General features: G+C 64.1%; 12 protein-coding genes and 2 pseudogenes. 3 read left to right on the forward strand and 11 right to left on the reverse strand.

Features of this window, described 5'->3' with window-relative positions:
• A pseudogene (locus GH664_RS03595) lies at positions 1–285 on the reverse strand (hypothetical protein); the annotation flags it as partial.
• A 470-nt stretch (positions 286–755) separates the two neighbouring features.
• Positions 756–3,125, reverse strand: a complete 2,370-nt coding sequence (gene ppsA / locus GH664_RS03600) for a phosphoenolpyruvate synthase (RefSeq protein WP_153166770.1) — start codon at positions 3,123–3,125, stop codon at positions 756–758.
• A 136-nt stretch (positions 3,126–3,261) separates the two neighbouring features.
• Here ppsA and GH664_RS03605 point away from each other — a divergent pair, with 136 nt between their 5' ends.
• From GH664_RS03605 to msrB, 3 genes are all read left to right on the forward strand, one after another.
• Positions 3,262–4,095, forward strand: coding sequence for a pyruvate, water dikinase regulatory protein (locus GH664_RS03605; RefSeq protein WP_153166771.1), 834 nt, complete (start codon positions 3,262–3,264; stop codon positions 4,093–4,095).
• Positions 4,096–4,114: 19 nt separating this feature from the next.
• A complete protein-coding gene (locus GH664_RS03610; RefSeq protein ID WP_153166772.1) occupies positions 4,115–5,284 on the forward strand; it encodes a DUF2863 family protein in 1,170 nt (389 codons plus the stop codon).
• Positions 5,285–5,393: 109 nt separating this feature from the next.
• The gene (msrB, locus tag GH664_RS03615) at positions 5,394–5,798 is read left to right on the forward strand and encodes a peptide-methionine (R)-S-oxide reductase MsrB (protein ID WP_153166773.1); all 405 of its coding nucleotides are present in this window, start codon (positions 5,394–5,396) and stop codon (positions 5,796–5,798) included.
• 250 nt (positions 5,799–6,048) lie between these two features.
• Here the strand turns inward: msrB and GH664_RS03625 are convergent.
• From GH664_RS03625 to GH664_RS03665, 9 genes and pseudogenes are all read right to left on the reverse strand, one after another.
• Positions 6,049–7,574 (reverse strand): annotated as a pseudogene (locus tag GH664_RS03625) (IS66 family transposase).
• Positions 7,575–7,630: 56 nt separating this feature from the next.
• On the reverse strand, positions 7,631–7,975 hold the full coding sequence (tnpB, locus tag GH664_RS03630; RefSeq protein ID WP_153166774.1) for an IS66 family insertion sequence element accessory protein TnpB: 345 nt from the start codon (positions 7,973–7,975) through the stop codon (positions 7,631–7,633).
• Positions 7,972–8,352: a transposase gene (locus tag GH664_RS03635; RefSeq protein WP_153166775.1), complete on the reverse strand. Its 381-nt coding sequence runs from the start codon at positions 8,350–8,352 to the stop codon at positions 7,972–7,974. Before GH664_RS03635 ends, tnpB begins: the two co-directional genes overlap by 4 nt.
• Before the next feature lie 221 nt (positions 8,353–8,573).
• Positions 8,574–9,755, reverse strand: a complete 1,182-nt coding sequence (locus GH664_RS03640) for an acetyl-CoA C-acyltransferase family protein (RefSeq protein ID WP_153166776.1) — start codon at positions 9,753–9,755, stop codon at positions 8,574–8,576.
• Between the two features lie 45 nt (positions 9,756–9,800).
• Positions 9,801–10,727: a CobD/CbiB family protein gene (locus GH664_RS03645; RefSeq protein WP_153166777.1), complete on the reverse strand. Its 927-nt coding sequence runs from the start codon at positions 10,725–10,727 to the stop codon at positions 9,801–9,803.
• A 179-nt stretch (positions 10,728–10,906) separates the two neighbouring features.
• Positions 10,907–11,458 (reverse strand): CoA pyrophosphatase, encoded by a 552-nt coding sequence (locus GH664_RS03650; protein ID WP_228111385.1) that lies wholly within the window; start codon positions 11,456–11,458, stop codon positions 10,907–10,909.
• Between the two features lie 172 nt (positions 11,459–11,630).
• A complete protein-coding gene (locus GH664_RS03655; RefSeq protein ID WP_194270321.1) occupies positions 11,631–15,113 on the reverse strand; it encodes a pilus assembly protein in 3,483 nt (1,160 codons plus the stop codon).
• 55 nt (positions 15,114–15,168) lie between these two features.
• The gene (locus GH664_RS03660; RefSeq protein ID WP_153166780.1) at positions 15,169–15,828 is read right to left on the reverse strand and encodes a hypothetical protein; all 660 of its coding nucleotides are present in this window, start codon (positions 15,826–15,828) and stop codon (positions 15,169–15,171) included.
• Positions 15,829–15,845: 17 nt separating this feature from the next.
• Positions 15,846–16,967, reverse strand: coding sequence for a PilW family protein (locus GH664_RS03665; RefSeq protein ID WP_153166781.1), 1,122 nt, complete (start codon positions 16,965–16,967; stop codon positions 15,846–15,848).
• Positions 16,968–16,969: the final 2 nt, after the last annotated feature.

Raw genomic sequence — 16,969 nt, forward strand, 5'->3', positions numbered from 1 at the left:
GATCGTCGGCCAGTGTTGCTGTAGGTGACCCTTGAACTCGGCCACCCCGATGCCATCGACACCGGCTGCACCCTTGTTGCGGATCACCCGCTCGTACGCAAGCCATAGGTTGCCGCGCTCGCACACGGCGTCCATCAGCCCGCTTTCACGCTCCAACTCCGCTTTCGTCCGCTCAACGCCCGCCGATTCCGCCTCGACACGCCGCCCGGCCCCCTCCGGATACCGTCCGGACTCCTCCGCCTGCGCCCCATCTGGCCGATGGGTTTCTGTCTTCATCGGCTTCATCGAGAAACGTTCGCCTACTCGCGTTCTTCCATGTTCGGCCCTTCAGCCCGTACCGGCGCCTACTATGGCCTCGGCTGACTTCCTCACGCGCATCCCGACGCCTCACGACGTCAGTAGCACCATGGCACCCGTGAGGATCTCCCCGGGTATGACGCACCCACCTTCACGCTTATGCCTGTCGGATATACGTCACAGCGCTCCGTGCAAGTTTCGGGCTTTGACGATATTCGCCGCCTTACCCCGCTGTGCCGCCTCGTATCCGCTTCCTGTTCGTCAGGCCAGCGCTTTGCCTTCGGCTTCCTCCAGATTCGCAGTTACCCGCGACACCCTTGCCGTTCAGCTAACTCTTCCCCTTGCCGGGCGAGTAGAGGACTTTCACCTCCAAGTGAGTGCGCCCTGCCGGGCGCACAAAACAAAAAAGGGGAACAGCCCGTGCCGTTCCCCTTTCTTGACCGTGACGGTGCGCGGGCTTAGCGCTTGGCGGCGTGGTCGGCCAGTTTCAGCCAGGTGTCAACAACCGTGTCCGGGTTCAGCGAGATGGTCTGGATGCCTTCGTCCATCAGCCACTCGGCGAGATCCGGATGATCCGACGGGCCCTGGCCGCAGATGCCGACGTACTTGCCGAGGCGGTTGGCCGCCTTGATCGTCATCGACAGCAGCGCCTGCACTGCCGGGTCGCGCTCGTCGAAGGCGTGAGCCACCAGGCCGGAGTCGCGGTCGAGGCCGAGCGTGAGCTGGGTCAGGTCGTTGGAGCCGATCGAGTAGCCGTCGAAGTGCTCCAGGAACGCGTCGGCGAGGATGGCGTTGGACGGGATCTCGCACATCATGATCAGCTTGAGATCATTCACGCCGCGCTTCAGGCCATGCTCGGCCAGCAGATCGACGACGCCCTTGGCCTCTTCGACGTTGCGCACGAACGGGATCATGATCTGCACGTTGGTCAGGCCGAGCTCGTTGCGCACCTTCTTCATCGCCGCGCATTCCATCTCGAAGCAGTCGCGGAACGAATGCGCGATGTAGCGCGAGGCGCCGCGGAAGCCGAGCATCGGGTTCTCTTCTTCCGGCTCGTAGATCTCGCCGCCCAGCAGCTTGCGGTACTCGTTCGACTTGAAGTCGGACATGCGCACGATCACAGGCTTCGGATAGAACGCGGCGGCGATGGTGGCTACGCCTTCGACCAGCTTCTCGATGAAGAACTGCTTGGGCGTGGCATAGCCGCGCGAACGACGGGTGATCTCGTCGCGCAGGCTGGCGGGCACCTGGCTCAGCTCGAGGATGGCCTTCGGGTGGATGCCGATCATGTTGTTGATCACGAACTCGAGGCGCGCCAGGCCGACACCGGCGTTCGGGATCTGCGCGAACTCGAAGGCCAGCTCCGGGTTGCCGACGTTCATCATGACCTTCACCGGAATCTCGGGCAGATTGCCCATGTCGGTGGTGACAATCTCGAAATCCAGCTTGCCGCGATACACGTAGCCGGTGTCGCCTTCAGCGCACGACACGGTCACCGATTCGCCTTCCTGCAGCACTTCGGTCGCGTTGCCGCAACCGACGATGGCCGGGATGCCCAGCTCGCGCGCGATGATCGCTGCGTGGCAGGTGCGACCGCCGCGGTTGGTGACGATGGCGCTGGCGCGCTTCATCACCGGCTCCCAGTTCGGGTCGGTCATGTCGGTGACGAGAATGTCGCCGGCCTGCACGCGGTTCATTTCGGATGCGTCGCCCACCACGCGCACCGTGCCCGCGCCGATCTTCTGGCCGATGGCACGGCCGTGGGTCAGCGCCTTGCCGTACTGCTTCAGGCGGTACTTCTCCATCACCAGGCCGGACTCCTGGCTCTTCACCGTCTCGGGGCGCGCCTGCAGGATGTAGAGCTTGCCGTCGCCGCCGTCCTTGCCCCACTCGATGTCCATCGGGCGACCGTAGTGCTTCTCGATGATCACCGCGTAGCGGGCGAGCTCGAGCACGTCCTCGTCGGTGAGCGAGAAGCGGTTGCGGTCGGTTTCGGGCACATCCACGGTGCGCACCGAGCGGCCGGCAACGGCCTTGTCGGTGAACACCATCTTGATCAGCTTGGAGCCGAGGTTGCGACGGATCACCGCCGGCTTGCCCAGCGCCAGCGTGGGCTTGTGCACGTAGAACTCGTCCGGGTTCACCGCGCCCTGCACCACCGTCTCGCCCAGGCCGTAGGAGGCGGTGATGAACACCACCTGGTCGAAGCCGGATTCGGTGTCGATCGAGAACATCACGCCCGACGCGCCGGTGTCGGAGCGCACCATGCGCTGCACGCCGGCCGACAGCGCCACATCGGCGTGGGCGAAGTTCTTGTGCACGCGGTAGGCGATCGCGCGGTCGTTATACAGCGACGCGAACACTTCCTTCATCGCGTGCAGGATGTTCTCGTAGCCGTGGATGTTCAGGAAGGTTTCCTGCTGGCCGGCAAAGGACGCATCCGGAAGGTCTTCGGCGGTGGCCGACGAGCGCACCGCGAAGCTGCCCTCGCCTTCGGCAGTGATGGCCTCGTAGGCAGTCTTGATCTCGGCCTCGAGCTTGGCCGGGAAAGGCAGGTCGACGATCCACTGGCGGATCTGCGCGCCCGTCTTCGCCAGCGCGTCCGTGTCGTCCACATCGAGCGCATCGAGCGCCGCATTGATGCGGTCGGCCAGGCCGTCGTGAGCGAGAAACTCGCGGTATGCTTCGGCCGTCGTGGCGAAACCGCCCGGCACGCGAACGCTCGAAGGCAGTTGGCTGATCATCTCGCCAAGCGAAGCGTTCTTGCCTCCGACCTTTTCGACGTCGGTCATGCGAAGTTCGTTGAAGGGAATGACGTAACGCGACATGGCTGGTCTTCCGGAAACGTTGGAGAAAAAGCAAAATGCGATAAGTGGAATTTTAGCTGGCTTTTGTGCTCTGCCGCACGGCAGGGTTTGCCCCAATACCCCTCCCATCGCCGCACTCGCGCCAAGGCAGTACACCATGAGCGACGCAAAGACCCGCACCGTATTCTTCATCTCCGACGGCACCGGCATCACCGCTGAAACGCTTGGCCACAGCCTGCTTGCACAATTTCCGGAGACAAGATTCCGCCAGGTGCGGGCGCCCTTCATCGATGACATTGACAAGGCGATCGACTGCGCCACACAGATCCGCGAGGCCGCTCAGGAAGATGGCGCCCGTCCGCTGGTGTTCAGCACACTCGTGAATCCCGACACGGTTGCTGCACTGCGCAAAGCCGACGCGCTGTTCATGGACCTGTTCGAACGCTTCATCGAGCCGCTCGAAACCGAGCTCGGCCAGCGCTCGACCCACGCCGTCGGACGTTTCCACGGCGTGGCCGAAAGCAACGACTACAAGCGCCGCATCGAGGCCATCAACTTCGCCCTCGCGCACGACGACGGCGTGTCGAGCGACGGCGAGCTGGAAGAAGCCGACGTCATCCTCGTCGGCGTATCGCGCTCGGGCAAGACGCCCACCAGCCTCTACCTGGCGATGCAGTTCGGCGTCAAGGCGGCCAACTACCCACTGATCCCGGAGGATTTCGAGCGCAACAAGCTCCCCGGCGAACTGCACAAGTACCGCGTCAAGCTGTTCGGCCTCACCATCGCGCCGGAGCGCCTGTCGCAGATCCGCCAGGAGCGCCGCCCCAACAGCCGCTACGCCTCGCTCGAGAACTGCCGCTACGAGATCGAGGCCGCGCAGAGACTCATGCGGCGCGAGAACATCCGCTCGCTGGACTCGACGACCAAGTCCATCGAGGAAATCTCGGCCACCATCCTGCAGACGGTCCGGCTCGACCGGCCCGGCTACTGACAAACCCACAGGTAACGCAATGAAGAGAACGCGCCTCAAGCGCCGCGGCGGCCTCGGCCGCAACGCCGAACAACTCGTATGGCTGGCCTCCGGCCTGGCCGACTCCGGCAGCCGCGTCGAAGACCGCTACTGGGAGCAGCAGCTCTCCGCACGTCTCGACCATCTCCTGACCGAAGACGAGGAAGAAACGCTCAACGCCGCGCTCGACCACCTGTTCAGCGCCGCGCCGCCGGGCTACGACGAACTCGCCGATTTCATCGAGTCGCGCGCCGAATCAGCCGCTGGCGTCTCGCCGCAGCACGACATCCTGCTGATCGCCGCGCCGGTGCTGGCGTGGTCGCGCTACCGCATTCCGGCCACCTCGATCCCGCCCGCAGTGCTCGCCAACCTGCGCGTCCATCTCCAGGCGCACATTCTCGCGCGCGGCGCAAACCTGTCGCTGGCAGATTTCCTGTTCAGCCCCGACCAGTTGCCCCAAGGCTACTGCGCCACTGCCGAATTCGCGCGCGTGCTGGGCAACTCCGCGCTGGAAAACCGCGACCTTCGCATCGAAACCGAAGGCATGCCGGAAACGACGCAGTTCCTGTCCGACACCCGCTACCTGCTCGCCGCGGTGGCCGTGCCCAAGGGCGAGGCCATCTTCCGCTGGCAGGAAACCGACGGCAGCCGCGAAAACGCTCTCGCGCAGTGGCGCACCCAGGGCGGCGCCTGCCTCGCACCGCTGCTGCCGGGCTGCGCGATCGACCTCGTGCTCCCCGAAGCGTATTTCGCCGCCAGCCGCGCGGCCGACAAGGACAGCCGGCCCTACTCCGTTCGCGCCTCGGTCGCCTTCCTCGGCACCGCACTGGAAACCCCGGCCGCCAACCTGCGCGCGGTAATCGCCCCTTTCTGGGATCGCCAGTTGGAGGAATACCGCATCGGCTTCACCGTGCAGGGCGATGACCAGGTCGTCCATGGCGTGGTGTGGCCGCTGCTCGGCGCCGAGGACGACACCAGCGACAGCCCGTCGCAGATCGAGGCGCTGCTGCGCGAATGCGGCGTCGCCGACGTGGTGAACCTCGATCACCATTTCCCGCTCGAATACTGTGACGACTGTGGCGCCCCGCTCTACCCGTCTCCGGAAGGCGAAGTCGTCCACGCCGAGATGCCGGAGGCCCAGTCCGAGCAGATGCCCCGCCACCTGCACTGACAGCATCTTCCTGCAGGAGCGAGCTCGACCGCGATCGGTGGCAGCCGGGATCGCCGTCGAGCCCGCCCGGCAGGTGGCCCGGCAGCGCACTCACCCCAGGAGAACAGCCATGAGCCGCAAGATCGAAAAACCCGACGCCGAATGGCGCGCCAAGCTCAGCCCGCAGCAATACCACGTCGCTCGCGAGAAGGGCACCGAACGCGCCTTCACCGGCGAATACTGGGACAAGTGGGACGCCGGCACCTACGCCTGCGTGTGCTGCGGCGCACCGCTGTTCCGCTCCGAGCACAAGTTCGACGCGGGCTGCGGCTGGCCCAGCTTCTGGACTGCCGCCGAGCCCGAAAACATCGACACCGCCGTCGACCGCAGCCACTTCATGATCCGCACCGAAGTGATGTGCGACCAGTGCGGCGCCCACCTCGGCCACGTCTTCGAGGACGGCCCCCAGCCCACCGGGCTGCGCTACTGCATCAATTCCGCGTCGATCAAGCTCGAGCCGGACGCGCAGCCCTGACCGCGCCGCGCCATTGGGCGCGGATCACGGCAGCAAGCGCTCGGCGATGCGCTCGACCTTCACCGCATTGTCGGCGCAGATCGACCGGAATTCCGGCGATATCCGCCCATCCCAGGCATCCGCCAGTCACGCACGCCCACGGCCAGCAGATGCGCCGATTGCGACTGGAGGCTGACGAACGCCCGCCGTCCGAAACGCCCTACCCGATCGTAAGCGTCCGCCGCCGACCGTCTATGCAGGGGGATATCTTTCAGGCAGCGACGGCCTGTTGCTCGGGCGGAGCCAGTTCGGTAGCGACGTTCCACGGCAGCAGTTCAGCGACCCGATTCACCGGATGCTCGGCGATGCGGCCGATCACATGACGCAAGTAGGCCTCGGGGTCGAGGCCGTTGGGTTTGTCCGTGCCGATCAAACTATAGATCGCCGCCGCACGCTCGCCCCCGGCGTCGGACCCCGCGAAGAGGAAATTCTTCCGACCCAGGGCGACCGTGCGTAGCGCCCGTTCGGCGGCGTTGTTGTCGATCTCGATGCGCCCGTCGTTGCTGTAGCGCACAAGCGCCTCCCAGCGGGCGAGCGCATAGCGGATCGCCTCGGCCAGTGCCGATTTCTGCGAGAGTTGCTTGAGGGTGGCGTCGAGCCAGGCGCGTAGCGCGACCAAGATGGGGCCGGCGCGCGCCTGCCGTTCCGCCCGGCGTAGTTCGGGCGGTTTGCCGCGAATCGACTCTTCCACCGTGTACAGCATGCCGATCTGCTTGAGCGCCTCAGCCGCCAGGGGTGAGGGTGCGCCTTGTGCAGGTCGTAGAACTTGCGCCGCACATGCGCCCAGCGGGCGGCTTCCTGGATGGCCCCGCCCAGATAGAGCGGCGCGAATCCGGCAAAGGCATCGGCCTGCAGCACGCCCTTGAAGGGCGCGAGATGGCGTTGCGGGTGTTCGCCCCGGCGATTGGGCGAGTAGGCGAACCACACGCCCGGCGGCGTCTCATCGCCTGCGGGGCGGTCGTCGCGCACGTAGGTCCACAACCGTCCGGTCCGGGTCTGGCCCTCGCCCGGCGAGAGCACCGGCACCGGGGTGTCGTCGGCGTGCAGTTTGGTGGCCGAGAGCACATGCTTGCGCAGCGCCTCGACCAGCGGACGCAGCAGCGCATTGCATTGCCCCACCCAGTCGGCCAGCGTCGAGCGCTCGAGTTCGACGCCCTCTCGGGCATAGATGGCGCTCTGACGGTACAGCGGCAGATGATCGCAATACTTGGCGACCAGCACATGGGCGAGCAGCCCGGCGCCCGCCAGCCCCCGGGCGATCGGTCGCGCGGGCGCGTCCGCTTGCACGATCGTGTCGCAGCGGCTGCAGGCGAACTTGGGGCGCACATGACGGATCACCCGGAAGCTCGCCGGCACGTACTCGAGCATCTCGCTGACGGTCTCGCCCAGTTTCTTGAGCGTGCCGCCGCAGGCTGGACAGTCACACGCCGAGGGCAGGTGCTCCTCGATGTCGCGGGGCAGATGCTCGGGGAGCGGTTTGCGGGGCGGGGGCGCCTCGCGCGTGTCGCCTGGCGCGGCCGGTTCGGCCGGGGTCTCGGCACGCAGGGTCTCGAGCTCTTCGAGCGAGAGTTCGAGCTGGCCGAGCATCTCGTTCATCTGCTCCGAGCTGCGGCCGAACTGCATGCGGCGCAGCTTGGCGATCACCAGTTTCAAGTGCTCGATCTCGGCCGCCTGTTCGCTCACCTTCGCCCGCAGGGCGATGACTTCGTCAGGGGCGGAAACAGGCGCGTTCGGCATGGCGACATGATACCGAAGCATGCGGCCAAATGCCGCTAAAAGGTGCCTATCCGCCGCTATGCAGCCCGATTCGGTGCCGTTCTGACCGGGCGCCGCCAGTCGATGCCTTCGAGCAGCATCGACAACTGCGCCGGTGTCAGCGCCACGCTCCCGTGCGTGACCTGCGGCCAGACGAACTTGCCGTGCTCGAGCCGCTTGGCGAACAGGCACAAGCCGTCGCCGTCCCACCACAGCACCTTGATCCGATCCCCGCGCCGGCCCCGGAACACGAAGATCTGCCCGCTGAAGGGGTCGGTCTGGAGTTGGGTCTGCACAAGCGCGGCCAGTCCATCGAAGCCACGCCGCATGTCGGTGATGCCGGCCGCGATCCAGATCCGCGTCCCAGAGGGCGGGACGATCATCGCAGCAGCACCGCCAGCACCTGCGCAAGCACCTGGGCGTCAGGACGTCCCTCGACGGTCAGCCGTGCGCCCTTGCGCTCGATCGTCAGCCGACCGAACGCGTCCGCTGGCGCCTCGAGCATCTCCGTTGCGTCCAAACCGTCGGTGCCCGTAAGGATGATCGGCACGAACCCAGCCACCCCTAGGCGCCCATCCCGGTAGGCCTTGCGCCACGCGAAGATCTGGTTGGCGTTGACGTCGTGCTGGCGCGCGAGCCGCGACACGGAGGCGCCCGGCTGCAGCGACTGCTCGACGACGGCGCGTTTGAACTCGATCGTGTGGCGGCGGTACGACCCGCGCGGACCGCGCTGCGGGCGTTGATCCAAATTTGTGTCCATGAATGCAATCGTGGGCACAAAGTTGGGTGCCCCCTCCGAGGGGCGATCCTCAGGGACTGTTATCCCGAAGGGAAGACGGCGGTGGGCGGACGCTTACACCCGATCGAACCGCTACGACTCGAGAAACGCCCCCCTCCAGCCTATGGTGTCGACATTCAAGACGAAAAAAACCCGCGCAGGCCTTGCGGCCGCGCGGGTTTTTATCTGAAGCGGACGCGAACTTACACGCGTTCCCAGACGGTGGTGATGCCCTGGCCGCCGCCGATGCACATGGTGGCCACGCCGTAACGGCCATTCACGCGGATCAGCTCGTGCAGCAGCTTGGTGATGATCACCGCGCCGGTCGCGCCCACCGGGTGGCCCAGTGAGATCGCGCCGCCGTTCGGGTTCACCTTGCTGGTGTCCAGGCCCAGGCCGCGGTTCACCGTGATCGACTGCGCCGCAAAGGCTTCGTTCGACTCGATGACGTCGATCTGGTCCAGCTTCAGGCCGGCGCGCTGCAGCGCCAGCTTGGTCGCCGGGATCGGGCCCTCGCCCATCACGTCGTTCGGCACACCGGCGATGGCGTAGGACACCAGGCGGGCGATCGGCTTCTGGCCGGCTGCAGCCGCCTTGGCCGCGTCAGCCAGCACCAGGAAGGCCGCGGCGTCGTTGATGCCCGAGGCATTGCCTGCGGTGACCGAGCCGTCCTTCTTGAAGGCCGGCTTCATCTTCGCCAGCGCTTCCATGGTGGTCATGCGCGGATGCTCGTCGGTGTCGAACACCACGGGGCCCTTGCGGGTCTCGAAGGTGATCGGGACGATCTGGCCCTTGAAACGGCCGTCAGCGATCGCGGCGGCTGCACGCTTCTGCGACTCGAGCGCGAACGCGTCCTGCTCCTCGCGGGTGATGCCGTGCTTGGAGCACAGGTTCTCGGCGGTGATGCCCATGTGGCCAACACCGAACGGGTCGGTCAGCACCGCCACCATCGAGTCGATGGCCTTGGTGTCGCCCATGCGCGCGCCGTTGCGCAGCGCCGGCAGCAGGTAGGCACCCTTCGACATCACTTCCACGCCGCCGCCGATCGCGTAATCGGCGTCGCCCAGCATGATCGCCTGCGCCGAGCTCACGATCGCCTGCTGCGCCGAGCCGCACAGACGGCTGACCTGGAACGCGACGGAATCCATCGTCATGCCGGCGTTGATCGTCGCCACGCGCGACACGTAGGCGTAGCGGGAATCAGTGGGAATGCAGTGGCCAACCGATGCGAACGAAATCGCTGCGGCATCGACACCCGCCCGAGCGATCGCTTCCTTGATGACCACGGCAGCCAGGTCCGACGGCTCCATATCCTTCAGCGAGCCACCGAAACCGCCCACGGCGGAACGCATCGCGCTCAGAACAACGACTTCACGATTTGCCATACTCGTCTCCCTCTTTGAAAAAAACAGCGACTCACGCCGCCGACATCAACCACCCACCCAGCCGGCAATGCCGACCAGGGCCAGCAGCAACAGACATACCACGAGGGCCCGCCACACCAGGCCCACGGTACTTTGCATGTGGTCGGCATCGGCCTCATCACCGGCGCCCATTTCGGGGCGCTCGACGATTTCACCGGTTTCATGCACCGGCATGCCCAGGCGCACACCCAGCGCGCCGCCGCCACTTGAAATCAGTATACCGGACGACTTATCGGGCCAGAGCATGGCCTGCGTCCGCCAGCAATAGATCGCATCCTCGAAGTCCCCCACCACCGAAAACGACGCCGCGGTGAGCCGCACCGGCAACCAGTCGATGGCCTCGAATGCGCGCTGGGCGAAGCGGCCGAACTGGCCGAACTCCACATCGGTGCGGCGACCCCAGTCTTCGGCGAAGAAGCGCGCCAGGCGATACATCACCGCGCCGCTCGGCCCCGGCAGCAGGATGAACCAGAACGCCACCGCGAACACGTTGCGATGCGCCGCCACCAGCGCCTGCTCGATCGCCAGCCGCGCCACTTCGCTGGAGCTGGCCTCGTGGTACTGGCCACCGCGCCATTCGGCCAGCAGCGAGCGCGCGCGGTCGATCTCGCCCATGCGCAGCGCAAGGTGGATGTCGGTGAAGAAATGGCTCTCGTGGCGGAAACCCATCGTCACGTACAGCACTGCAACGTTGAACACGAAGGTCACTGCCGGATGCACATGCCACAGCAGGAAATGGATCACCGCGGTGGCGAAGGTCGCCAGCAACACGATCAGCCACCAGGCCACCCTCCCGTGCCGCGCCTGGCCGTCGTTGAAGCGCTCCACCAGCAAGCGCGACAGCGCACGCAAGGGGTCGACCACGACGTGTTGCACCGGCAGCGGGCGGACCTGCTCGATGAGCAGGGCAATGATCAGCGAGAAAAGCGTCATGCGAAGGGGAACAAAACCGGGAAACGAAACGGCGCGGACTGCGGGATCGAAAGATTGCGGCCAAGATACCACAAAGCCACTGCCGAAACGCGCCGCCACCCCGCGTAGCGGCAGGCAATCGAGCCGCACGCCGGCTGTGCGCGGCGACGCACAACCGCACATTCAGGCGCGCCCGCCACTCACTCGTCCTGCAGCAAGCGATACAAGGACATGAGGATGCCCGCCGTCGCACCCCAGATGTAGTAATCGTGATACGGCATGGCATAGAAATGCCGCGTGCGACCCTCGAACACGCGGCTCAGCCGCTGGTGGTTCGCCGGATTCAGGAAATGCGTCAGCGGCACCTCGAAAGCCTCGGCCACCTCGAAGGCATCCAGCCGCAGCTCGAACGGCGGATGCACCACCGCCACCACCGGCGTCACGCGGAAGCCGGTGCCGGTGAAGTAATCCGGCAGCGCGCCCAACAGCTCGACGTGCGAACGGTCGAGGCCGATCTCCTCCTCCGTCTCGCGCAGCGCGGTGGACACTGCCGAATCATCGGCCTCTTCCACCCGACCGCCCGGAAAGCTGATCTGCCCCGGGTGGTGGTGAAGGTGCTCGGTGCGCTTGGTCAGCAGCACCGACGGCCCGTCGTGGCGCGACACCAGCGGCACGAGCACCGCCGCTGGCGTATGGGAATGCCCCTCCCGGACCTCCGGCCAGTCCGCCGAGGGCTGGAGTTCGGAAGACAGCAAACGTTGCTTCAGCTCCTGCGGCCTGAAGTGATAACTATGGTGCGGCAAGTCCCCTATCCTCGAGCGCTCACAGTGCGCTTCTGCAAAGTCGGCACGTCTCAGAGACTGCGACGGACGGAGCGAGTTCATTTAAACCGAGCCTAAGCCACGCCTGTCCAGCCACGCGAAATCAGTTCACCAGCTCGCGCCACATCATGCGCTTGAACCGCGCGCTCCGCCCTGCCTCGGGCAGCGGCACCGACGTGTGCTTGTTGTCCGAGGTCGTGATGATCGCCACATTCTTTCCATTAACCCTGATCACGCTCATGCCGACGCCCAATGCATTGGCGAACAGATAGCCGACGACTCCGCCCTCGACCGTCTTGATGTAGCTTCCGGTCTTGTAATCGAAAAAGTACAGGAAGCTGTAGCCGCCGACATTGCAGGCATTGGGCTCCGGCACGTTGCTGATCACCGCAAGCACGCCGCTTTCGAGCTTGAAGTCGGTGTTGATCCGCTCGCCGGCATCGGCCGCGATGTCGAAGTCGACGAACCAGCCGGGCGAGGTGCTCCAATCCACGGCATTCGCCGTGATCTTGCGCTGCGTGCCGACCGCCGTCAGCGTCTGCTCGACGACACCCGAGGCGGCGCGGAAGTCGCCCCAGGTCGTGCCCAGGGGATCGCGAATCCCGTACAGGGACTGCATCGACGAATCCGTGATGTCGGTCGTGCCGAGATACTTGCCGGTGCCGACGATCACCACCCGGTGCGTGGTTCCACCCGCCTTCACTTGCGCGAGCTCGGGCCGCGTCGTGATCGCTTGCTCGGCAACGCCCCCCGAGCCGCCCAGCTTCGCCAGACGAGCCACCGATTCGGCAACGATGTCGAAGCGCCACACATTGCCCGACAGATCGCCGCCGTACACGTATTGCGTCGTGTCATCGTAGGTGATGTTGTTGACCCAGTTGCTGATCTTGGCAAGGCCACTTCGGGACGGATCGGTTTCGCTGGTTCCGGTAGCCGGATTCACGGTCAGGATTTCCGACAGCTTGGTCCCGTTCGCAGCATCGATGACATATAGCCGTCCCGCACCGTCACCACCGGAGCCATTGTTGTATCCCGAGGCAAACAGCACGACCCACTTCCCGGACCGCTTGGTGATGATCGGATTGCCGAACGAATAGCCCAGATCCGCATCGCTCGCATTCGAAAACTCCCACAACAACTTGGGTGCGGTCGTATCGGTGATGTCGAGGGCGAAATAGCTGCGCCCCCCTTTGCCGAGCCCCACCACCGCGATCGTCCTCCAGTCCGCCTTGGAGGCCGTCGCGCAGTTGGCCGCAACGCAGATGTCGCCGACCGTGATCGCCCCGTCGACATAGAAACGATGGTTGTTCGCGTAATTGCTGTCGGCAAGCCGATACAGGAAGGGAATGACCGCGGTCGGGACGTAAGCCCAGAGTTCGGCCCCCGTCGCGGCGTCAAAGGCGTGCACCATACCGTCGTTGGCGCCGACGAGCACGACGCCCGTGCGCGCGGACTTCACGTATGTCTGAACATAATCCGCGTATCCCGAATCGGTGTAGGCGTAGGGCGGATTCTTCACATACACCGGCTGCGAGCTGACGATGTCGCCGAAGACATGCGCACGGTCGCGAAAAACCCGTGTCGCGTTGCCAGTCTGATCTTCCAGCGAAGTATCTCCGCGGATGAAATCGATGACTTTCGCAGCCGACGCTGCGTCCGTTTGCGTCTTCGTGAGCCCAGCGTACTGGGTCAGCGCGCCATTCGGATTGGTCCCGTCGATATTGAAGTAACGGTTGCCGATTTCGGTAGCGAGATTCGCCGAGGTGAAATCCTTCAAGCCGTTCAAGGCGGTTCCCTTCATGTAGATCTTGCGATCTGCGAATGCTTTCGCGTCGAGCAAGGCCTGTGCGGACCAGGTGCGGTCGACTTCCGACGCCAGCGCGCCCGTGGTCAGGTTGATCGTGCGCGCCTGAAGATCGCCATCCCAGAACTGTGTCCGATAGCTCGCCACGTAGGCGAAGTTGTCGCCTGCGACCGGCTCGAGATTGCTGGTTGCCGAGGCCGCACCAGAACCGGTGCGCGCGCTGACGACCGATAGCGCCTTGTTCAGGCCCGCGCCCAGCCCCTCCGGCGTCTTCGAGCTGAAATACGTGCCGCGCCCATTCACCGCGGCGTGCCACAGATCATCCACTCGGTGGAGATCCTCCTTGTCCGTCGGATCCGGCCAATCGCGAGAACCATCCCGAATCGCGTTGAAATCGACCGAGCCCCCACTGTCGTAGTCGTCCGCATAACGGACCGAACCGTCGATGCCGAAACCCAGCGTGAAGGTCGTCATGTGCTGGGTGCGGAAATTGTCCCGTCCGGCGACCGGCACGTTGTCCTCACAGACGTCGTGCCCGAGCGCACCAGTGCAATTGCCCAGCGCCGGGCTGCGAAGGTCGGTCTCGTAGTAGTACATTGCGATGTCGGCGAGGGTGTTCGGCTTCGCCAGCTTGTCGAACATCGGCCGCGCCGCCTTGCCATCCATGTCGCCGACGCCCGAGGTCGCGTCGAGATTGAACTTCGCCGAGTCGTCCTGGTTCCAGAAGCCGTCGGTCGCCATCACCAGAAAGTTCTGCTGACACGAATACTGCACCGGATCGTTGGCCCCGGTGAGCAGTTTGCCCGCGTACATGCGCCCGATCTTGGTCATCGCGCTGCGCAAGGGCGTGAAGCCGCCTGGCTGTGCAGCGTAAAGCTTCTGGTAGAACTGGGTTCGCTGGTCGCAGATCGTGCCGTCGATCCCGCAGAAATCGGCAATCTGCTGGAAGCTGACGTTCGTGCTGTCGACGCCGGTGTACCTGTGCGTCGAGAAGCCGATGCGGAAGTTCTCCGGATGCGGCATGCTCTTGAATGCCCAACCGACCGAGCTCTTCATCGTGTTGATGCGCGAGCGGTAGTAGCTGTACCAGTTCGCGAAATTCTTCGCGTCGGCGGACGCCGGATCCGAGATGACCACCTTCTGAAAAACCCACTTCGAGTCTTTATCGAGAGCCGCGGTTATCTTCGTGCTGCATTCCGCGTAAAGCGTCGCGTTTCCCTTGATCTTGGCGGTCGTATCGACGTCGCCATTCGCAAGATATGTATAGCTCAAGGGCTGGTTCACACCCTTGTACAAATAATAATAGGCGGTCTGTGCCGTATCGTTGACGCCCCCTCCCGACGGCCCACCACTGCTCTCGTAGGCCTTGAAATTGGTTCGCAGGTCAACCACCGTGGCTGTGGCGCTCGCATCGAAGCCGTCAAGTTTCGCCGCGACAAAACTTGCTGCGGGATAGGAAGTGCCATCGGCCTTCACCGGTGGCTTGTACGTGATGCTCGGGTTGTAATAGACACCGTTGCAGGCGGCACTGACATAACCGTAACGTCGCTCCGACGCGGTGCTGGACGCGAAATTCTCCACCAGGTCGGGGATGAAGGTGTTCCGCATGCTCCCTGAATCGTCGAGCACAAACATCAGGTTGGGCTTGATCTGCGTACCGGTACCGTTCGCCATCGGCGCGTCGGAAATCGAGACCGACGCCGCGAACGCGGACGAGAATCCCGCGATGATCATTGCAAGGGGCAAGCCTCCGGCGAGAAGCCGCTGCAGTCGAGTGCTCATGATCCCGCGATCCTTCGGCAAGGAGACTTTGGCGCATTGCATGATCGATGTCTCATCAGTTCAACAATACGGTCTGCACATAGCTGACCGTATTCTTCGGACCCACCACCCGCGTCGTGACGCGGTAGAAATATTCGCTGCTGGCCGATTTCTTGCCGAAATAGCCGCCGCCGCTCATCGACCGTCCTTCATCGGCCGCAGCCGTCGAGCGTGAATAACTCTCACAGAATGCCTTCTCATCGGTGGGAGGCAACTCATCACCGCAAAGTCGATTGATGACGTAGGCTGCGGAATAGCCGGCAGGTAGCCTGGCCGCATCCACGGCGACGGCCGTCATCTTACAGTTCGGGTAGTACTTATCTTCGTCATCTTTGTTTCCACCCCAATTCACATCGTCCGTACTGTCATCCGGCGTGCTGGAACCGGAAAGGTCGCACCCCACGTGTGAGGTGGCGTAATAGCCCTTGGTTTTGTCCGACTTGTACAAGGAAGTCGGGTTGGCAGTGAGTTGCGCATTCATCCACGTGACCGCCGCTTCAGTTCCGCTGTCGCCCGCCTGCGTGGTCGTCTGGCGGAACGACAGATTCCCCGCAATCTGCGTGCCGGTGTCGACCGAACGCACGAGCGCAACTGCGGACAAGGACAGGATGACCAGCGCAATCAAGACGGTGAAAAAGACCACACCGTGCTGGCTGGACCGTGTTCGATCGAACATCGCAGAAACTCCCTGGATCATGACGGCGACCAGATGATGTTGCGCAAGGGAATGATGGTCTCGTAGAGGCGATAGCGGTAATGCCGTTCCGTTTCGGGTATGTCGATCGTGGGTCCGCCCGTCCACATTTCCAGCTTGTCCGGCGTCCCCGTATCGGCAAAACTCTTTTCATATTGGGGATTTCGCGCCACGACGGCGAGGCGGATTGCACGCACCCGGGAGATGTCGGCGCCCGCAGGATTCGCCCACGCTCCGGTCGCATCGATCCATTGATTCACGACCAGCGATCCGGCCGGTGCGATTCCATACTGCGCCTGCAGATTCACGATCTGCGCCACCATTGGCCTCGTGTTGTCGCAAGTCGGCGCGGCGACCGCCAGCGGGTCGCTGTCGACGAGTTGATCGCACTGCACCGAGTATTGCCGGCGCGGGTAATTTCCCATGTTGATGACGATGTCGTCGACCTTGTACTTCGGCGCATCCTTGAAGACGTTATTGGGATTTGACGGATTGTATGGCCCGTCACTTCCTGGGTTGTGCTGAAGGTGGAAACCGCCCGGCTTACCCCCTATAGCCTGCGGATCTTGGGTCATCTGCAAGAGACTGCAGATCCTTTCACCGTCCTTCGATGCCATTATGAATAGGTCACCAGGTCGATCCCTCTTACGATCGGGCCCTTTCAATCCTGCGCCCGAGGATGTAGCCAATTCCGAAGAAGTATTTGTCATTTCCTTGATCACCGTTGTCGGCACGGCACCGAATTCGGCATCGCTACGCATGGTGATCACCGAATCCGGCGCCGAACCGCCGCCGTCGATGATCCGGATGGGAACGAACGACGCTGCATCCAGGACGGTCGCCCCTCCCACGGGATCGTCGTAATACATGTTGATGCCATTCTTGCAGAGCATCGATTCCGGCCCGAAAAGCCCGTACCCGGCCATCCGGATTTCGCGGTCGAGCATGTACAGCGCAAATGCGCCATTGGTCTGCGCATCGTTTCCGCCGGTGCTCGTGCGCTTCTGCCCCTCGAACGACTGCAGAAGCTGCGTCAGGACGAGCAGCGTGATCAGACCGACGGTCAGGCCGACGAGCAACTCCACCAGGGTAAAACCGCGCTGGACGCGTTTCTTCGCCATGT

The sequence above is a fragment of the Thauera sp. 2A1 genome (genome assembly GCF_009469595.2).
Lineage (GTDB): Bacteria > Pseudomonadota > Gammaproteobacteria > Burkholderiales > Rhodocyclaceae > Thauera.

Coding starts and splice junctions, on each gene's coding strand:
- ppsA (WP_153166770.1), bottom strand. CDS start 3,125: ATGTCGCGTTACGTCATTCCCTTCAACGAACTTCGCATGACCGACGTC.
- GH664_RS03605 (WP_153166771.1), top strand. CDS start 3,262: ATGAGCGACGCAAAGACCCGCACCGTATTCTTCATCTCCGACGGCACC.
- GH664_RS03610 (WP_153166772.1), top strand. CDS start 4,115: ATGAAGAGAACGCGCCTCAAGCGCCGCGGCGGCCTCGGCCGCAACGCC.
- msrB (WP_153166773.1), top strand. CDS start 5,394: ATGAGCCGCAAGATCGAAAAACCCGACGCCGAATGGCGCGCCAAGCTC.
- tnpB (WP_153166774.1), bottom strand. CDS start 7,975: ATGATCGTCCCGCCCTCTGGGACGCGGATCTGGATCGCGGCCGGCATC.
- GH664_RS03635 (WP_153166775.1), bottom strand. CDS start 8,352: ATGGACACAAATTTGGATCAACGCCCGCAGCGCGGTCCGCGCGGGTCG.
- GH664_RS03640 (WP_153166776.1), bottom strand. CDS start 9,755: ATGGCAAATCGTGAAGTCGTTGTTCTGAGCGCGATGCGTTCCGCCGTG.
- GH664_RS03645 (WP_153166777.1), bottom strand. CDS start 10,727: ATGACGCTTTTCTCGCTGATCATTGCCCTGCTCATCGAGCAGGTCCGC.
- GH664_RS03655 (WP_194270321.1), bottom strand. CDS start 15,113: ATGAGCACTCGACTGCAGCGGCTTCTCGCCGGAGGCTTGCCCCTTGCA.
- GH664_RS03660 (WP_153166780.1), bottom strand. CDS start 15,828: ATGTTCGATCGAACACGGTCCAGCCAGCACGGTGTGGTCTTTTTCACC.
- GH664_RS03665 (WP_153166781.1), bottom strand. CDS start 16,967: ATGGCGAAGAAACGCGTCCAGCGCGGTTTTACCCTGGTGGAGTTGCTC.